The 5,612-nt window shown below is 48.9% G+C and carries 4 protein-coding genes; 3 read left to right on the top strand and 1 reads right to left on the bottom strand.

The window, feature by feature from the left end; all coding sequences use genetic code 11:
* Positions 1-2,738, top strand: a 2,738-nt coding sequence (locus tag RM811_RS05960; protein ID WP_402521804.1) for a hypothetical protein, incomplete at its 5' end; no start/stop codon positions are given.
* Between the two features lie 366 nt (positions 2,739-3,104).
* On the opposite strand, the gene mnmH is transcribed toward RM811_RS05960, so the two are convergent.
* Positions 3,105-4,247: a tRNA 2-selenouridine(34) synthase MnmH gene (gene mnmH, locus RM811_RS05955; RefSeq protein ID WP_402521802.1), complete on the bottom strand. Its 1,143-nt coding sequence runs from the start codon at positions 4,245-4,247 to the stop codon at positions 3,105-3,107.
* Between the two features lie 155 nt (positions 4,248-4,402).
* Here mnmH and RM811_RS05950 point away from each other — a divergent pair, with 155 nt between their 5' ends.
* The gene (locus RM811_RS05950) at positions 4,403-4,948 is read left to right on the top strand and encodes a recombinase family protein (protein ID WP_402521800.1); all 546 of its coding nucleotides are present in this window, start codon (positions 4,403-4,405) and stop codon (positions 4,946-4,948) included.
* A gap of 417 nt (positions 4,949-5,365) precedes the next feature.
* The coding region (locus RM811_RS05945) for a hypothetical protein (RefSeq protein WP_402521798.1) at positions 5,366-5,612 on the top strand (247 nt) is incomplete at its 3' end.

The following is a 5,612-nucleotide window of genomic DNA, read 5'->3' as shown; positions in this document are numbered from 1 at the left end:
ATATTGTTATGATGTCAGAATCGCCTCATGCCACATCTGATCCGGCGTTGGCAAATAATATCAACCCGATAACCAGCCAGACAGACAAGGCAGTCCATCGCCGACCCGATTATTTGCCGGATTCTTTTCACGGTAACCGTGAGGGTAAAGCGGACTCCGGTCGGCGGATTCTTCGGTTCCCTGGCCAGCCCGTTATTGATCAGCAGAGTGCGCAGGGGCAAATGCCTCCCACCCTGGATATCTCGCTGGATCGCCGACAGGTTGAGTTACTGATGCAGAGGAAGCCCATGGTGGCTCCCATGCGTGTGGTGGATAATCTACAGCATCGCAACAATCTGAAGGATGAACTGAATCAGAATGGGGTAGGCAATAAAACCACTAATGAGTTACTGGATTATATCCGGGGTGTGGACGCCGCCATGCAGAATCTTCAGCTCCCCGGGGTGTTGCAGTCCCTGCAGGACGACCCGCTATACCTGGTGTATCAGGAACTAAATCTTGGTATTGATACCTCCTCCTCCATGGCCTTTGCCCGGCGTTTTCTGACTGGCCAGAGTATCAGTCACCCTTTCGAACGCCCGCTGTTGCAGACCACTATTGATCTTTGTAAATGTCACCCCGGTATCACCCTGGCCAGGCTGGTAGAAAAACTCGCTGCAGGGCACGCTCAGAGTCAAAGCGAAGCGGTTCGGACCTGGCTGCAATTTCTGGACAACAGGATTACGCCTGAGGGTGCAGAAGGTCCAGAACATGGAGAAATGGGCAGGGCCGGGGCAAACAACCCTGTTCTCAACCACAATGCAGTGGACACAGGGGAAAACCGTGAGGGAGCGGCGGTTGGCGGCAGGCGGGGCTGGAAGAGGAGCATCGTAAAAGCGGGCTTCACCGTCCTGTTATTGCTGAGTAGACTGGGTGCTGCGGCAGGATCAACCACGCCATTGGGGGCAAGAGGGGGGGCCTTTGATGATACTGCGTCCGGTTTGTATCTGTCACCCAGCCCTGTCCCGGGAGGGGCTACACTGCCACCGGCGGGTTCAACAACCGAAACCGGAGCAGACTTTCAGTCGGTCAATTACAGGCTGAGGCTTGAGTCGTGCGGAGATGAACACCCTGGCTTTATTAGTGGCAGGCCCGGAATCTGGCCCAACAATGAACTGGTGCCCGCCTGTGGTTATTTTGATGACAACATTGCCAGGGTAGTCTGCGCTCAATTGGATTATAGTCGGGAAGGCGTCTGGTATTCGAGGCTGGCCAGTGGAGGGTGCCAAGACTCCAGCTTGACAATGTATTTAGGCTGTACTGGAACGGAAGACAGCATTAACGACTGTTACTTTGGTCATTGGGAAAAAAGAGAGTGTGATGACAATATAATAGTTCACTGTCCGCTTCTTCGGATTTCATCACAGGACAGCTGCGCAGTTGATGAACCAGATCCGGATACTGTTACCGGCAGGCCGGAAGTGTGGTTCCCCGACGAGAATCAGTTTGGAACTATCTGTAAAGATGGCTTTGATCATATTGATGCCAGCAAATTCTGTAGGGGATTATCGTTCAGTGTTGGCGAAGTTAAAGACCGGCCATGTCCTGGCAAGGGCCCTATAGCCCGAAGCAATTCACAGTGTAGCGGAAATGAAACGACTTTCCTGGACTGTCGGTACGATGAACCTGCAAGCAACCATTGTACCCATGAAAATGATGCAGTGGTAACGTGCAGTAAGTCAATCCGCCTTGCTCCGCACAACCACTGCGCAGTCATTAAACCGGGTTTTGTTAGCTCCAGGCTGGAAATTATTCACAATAATAGGTGGGGAAGCGTCTGCAGTGCTTTTGTTTATAAAGGTGCACAGGTAGCACCGGTAGCCTGCGTTCAATTGGGTTATCCCCGGGAGTTTGCTGAATCCAGAATGGCTGGCGACGAATGCCAGAGCTCTGGCCCCATTTTTAACGTTTACCTTTGTTCAGGAGAGGAAAAACGTATTCAGAACTGTTTCGAGCCGAATTTGGGGAAAGACGACTGTTGGCATGCCAATGATTTAGTGCTGAGCTGCCAGGTTGCCCGGATTTCATTGGAGGACAGCTGCGTAGTCGATGAACAACCTGATACGGTTATCGGCAGGCCTGAAGTGTGGCTCTCTGAGGAGAAACAGTTTGGAACTTTCTGTAAAAAACGCTTTGATAATAATGATGCCACCGCATTCTGTAGAGGTTTTTTATACCGTGTTGGTGAAGTTGAAGATCGGCCATGCCCTGGCACGGGACCCATAGTTCAAAACAGTTTACGGTGTAGCGGTAACGAAACGAATGTTCAGGAATGTCCGTCCGACGAATTGGTAATCGCCAATTGTACCCATGAAAATGATGTAGTTGTCAGATGCAGCAGGGAACCCATTTTAATTCCAACTCCGGTTTCAACAGTCCAGACAGCCCGGCTCTCAGGTTCAACCCCAAACAGTGATAGAGGGAAAATGATCGGTGGTGTACTGGGCGCTCTTGCCGGTATAACCGTGGGAGCAGGCGCACTGGGAGTCTGTCTTAATGCCCGAAAACTAAGAAAGGATAATGATTTATCAGTATGTCGGCTAATTAGTCGGGCTCTGGTGACTACCTTCAGGAGCCCCCTTTATTTTAGAGGGCCACACCGGTTTCTTTCCGAATCTCGGGATTGGACTGTGGAGTTAGCTGCGGGTGACACTGTCCTGGGTGAAGGAGAGGCGCAGATGGCAATGATTCAGTTCTAGTGAAGCCGCTCAGGAATAGTAGCAAAATGACTTCCGTATTTTATGAGTCCAGGGTTCCGTTGGTACTGAGGCCTGTCGAGGTGCAGTGCCACCACCCTTCGGCAGGCTTCAGGGTGAACGGAGATCGAGTTCTGCATCGGGAAGTTATTAACTGTAGTTACGCACTTCACTGTCGTTTACTATCACATGCAGTGCTTGATCATTCAGACAAAATACTACATCTGGTAATGGTGCGTAACATCACTTGCTTAAAGAACTATTCCTGAGCGTTTATACCCATACACAGCTCAAGGCTGTACAGCTGGCTTGGTAAGTTCGTTTTATTTCATGAAATACCCATTAACGAGGCGGCCCATTAATGTATGTTCAGGCAGACTCTATTGTATCGCTATTGATGAGTGATGTGGTGTAGTGCTCTTCAATGGCCTGACGATTCCCCCGGAAAATAATTTCACCCTCTTTTTGCTCCAGCTGGTAGTCATACATCGGGTCGTAATAATGGCTGAGCAGGTCACTGATCAAAGGGCTGTAGCCGTCTATAACCCCCTCTTTTTTGTGTTGCTGAATGGCTTTTTCCAGCATATCGGTCAATTGCTGGTAACGCTCTCCACCCAGTCGACGACGGATGCGGTAAAGACTGCCGGAGAGCCCTTCGACAAACTGATCAAAGCCCTGTTCGTCGCCATAGGCTGCGACAAATTCGGCAAGATTATCGGTGACATACTCCTTCAGGCCGATTTTAATCCGCTCTTCCATGGTCTCTTCCAGAAGCACCAGGGGGGACTGCTGCATTTTATCCCGCATGGATTGAGGCAGGCTGCAACGACCAATCAGCTTGCTTTCATCTTCCAGCAGCACCGGCATTCCGGGATTATGGTGGCGATGTTTCAGCAGGGCGATAGACAAACGGTTTTCGAAATCAATCTGACCCGGTTGTCCCCCATAACGACGGCCAAAGCTGGAGCCTCGATGATTGGCAAGCCCTTCCAGATCAACACTGTTTTCCAGCTGGTGGATCAGGAAGGTTTTTCCGGTGCCGGTTTTACCGCTGAGAATAATAAACGGAATCTCCTCAATAGAACGTTCCAGTTCATCAATAAGAAAACGTCTCAGGGCTTTATAGCCGCCTTTAACCAGAGGGTAAGGGTAGCCTGAATCTTTAAGCCACTGTTGAGTTATATGAGAGCGCTGGCCTCCCCGGAAGCAGAAAAGGTAACCCTGTGGGTGTTGGGTGACAAATTGCTGCCAGCTGGCCAGCCGTTGAGACCTGACTTCATCCGTTGCCAGTTCATAGCCCAGTTCAACGGCAGCGTCAGGCCCCTCTTGTTTGTAGCAGGTACCAATTTGTTCCCGCTGCCGGTCATCCAGAATGGGAGCGTTGCTGGCCAAAGGGAAGCTGCCTTTGGCATACTCCACCGGAGCACGCACATCCATCAATGGAATGTCATTCAGAAAAATGGACAGATAATCTTCCGTGTTGGCTCTTTCTTCGGTCGTGGAAATGGTCATCGATGGCTGCAGTGGCTGATCAAAGCTGCATAGTGTCGTACCCCAGACAGTGGTTGGCAAGTCTGAATAGATGCAGGCAGTTCAAAAAAATGCAACGAACGCAAAATTTTTAGATTATATTTACCAAAACATTTTCAGGCGTATGGGTTTTGTGGTTGTCAACAACAAAATTGGCCGGAATGGAGTCTGTTACCAGCCAGACAATTAGGCGAAGAATAGAAAGTGGCTACTACGACAGAGTAAGTCGAACGTCAGGCGGTCATTATCGTGTATTCATCCAACTCTTTAGTAAAAAAAGCCGAAAAATAAGTTATGCGAGAGTCAGCTCCGTCAAACAAAAATTCAGCATCGCCACACAAAAGCGACTCTTGCTCGAACGATACCCTGACTCCGGGTTTATCGCTGACATTGCCAGTGCTTTCAACTTTAAACGACAACGTCTTAAAGCCATTCTGGAATCCGCAATGCTCGGATATCCAACACCTCTTATGGCTACCAAAGCTGTGGTTACCACAAAAGACCGACTCGCAAGATCGGGATTCGAGCTTATCAAGTGGCTCATTGAATTATCAGGAGGTCAGATCGAAATTCTGGATGGTCAGGCTGCCCCCTCGGAAGCCTTCGACACCCAAGAGCTTATCGGTTTCGTAACTATTCAGCACCCATCAAAAACTGCTTGTTGTAATTCTCAAAAGTTTTAATAATAGATTTAATATATTCATTCCCTATTTTAACAAACGACACATAGCTGTAAATCCGGTTAAAACTGGAACTACACCCACTACTCTATTTTTTGTACGTAAGTTACTCGTAGACGAATGGCAGCATGCAGCTTGCAGCTTGGAACGATCTTAAGTGGAATCAGCTTATGTTAGTTTATATAGAAGAGGATAGTCGTTCAGTCAGGTGTTACCCTGGCATTCACAACTACCGATTTGACATGATTCCCCAGCATCAGCACCGAGCAAAGGCTTGTTGCTGTAATTTTGAACAGCTTTAAAAAGAGACTGAAATATATTCATTCCCTGTTTTTTAGCAGACGACAAATAGCTGCGAATCCGTGCAAACATGGAACCGCCGTCATCACTTCTGAAGCAGCCTGAGATTTTCTGTTTAGCTTGGCCAGCCTGACATCTCGTTCGCTGCCATTGTTATCGAAAGGAATTGAGAAGTCGGACAGGGTAACGCAGGGTTTCTACCTTGAACTCACTGAGTCGCTTAAAGCGGTTGTAAGCCTTGGTATTCTTAACCTTCTTACGCCCAATCTCCTGTCGTTGTTTCTCCATGTAGGCTGTCTCTTATACACATCTAAAAAAAAAAATATGCCGGAGGATACACAAGTCGATAACCCGTTAAAGGCGACCA

It is taken from the genome of Endozoicomonas sp., from assembly GCF_031844845.1.
Classification (GTDB): Bacteria; Pseudomonadota; Gammaproteobacteria; order Pseudomonadales; family Endozoicomonadaceae; genus Endozoicomonas.
The sequence above is the reverse complement of the archived record's forward strand: the minus strand, read 5'-3'. Positions and strand labels throughout refer to the sequence as shown.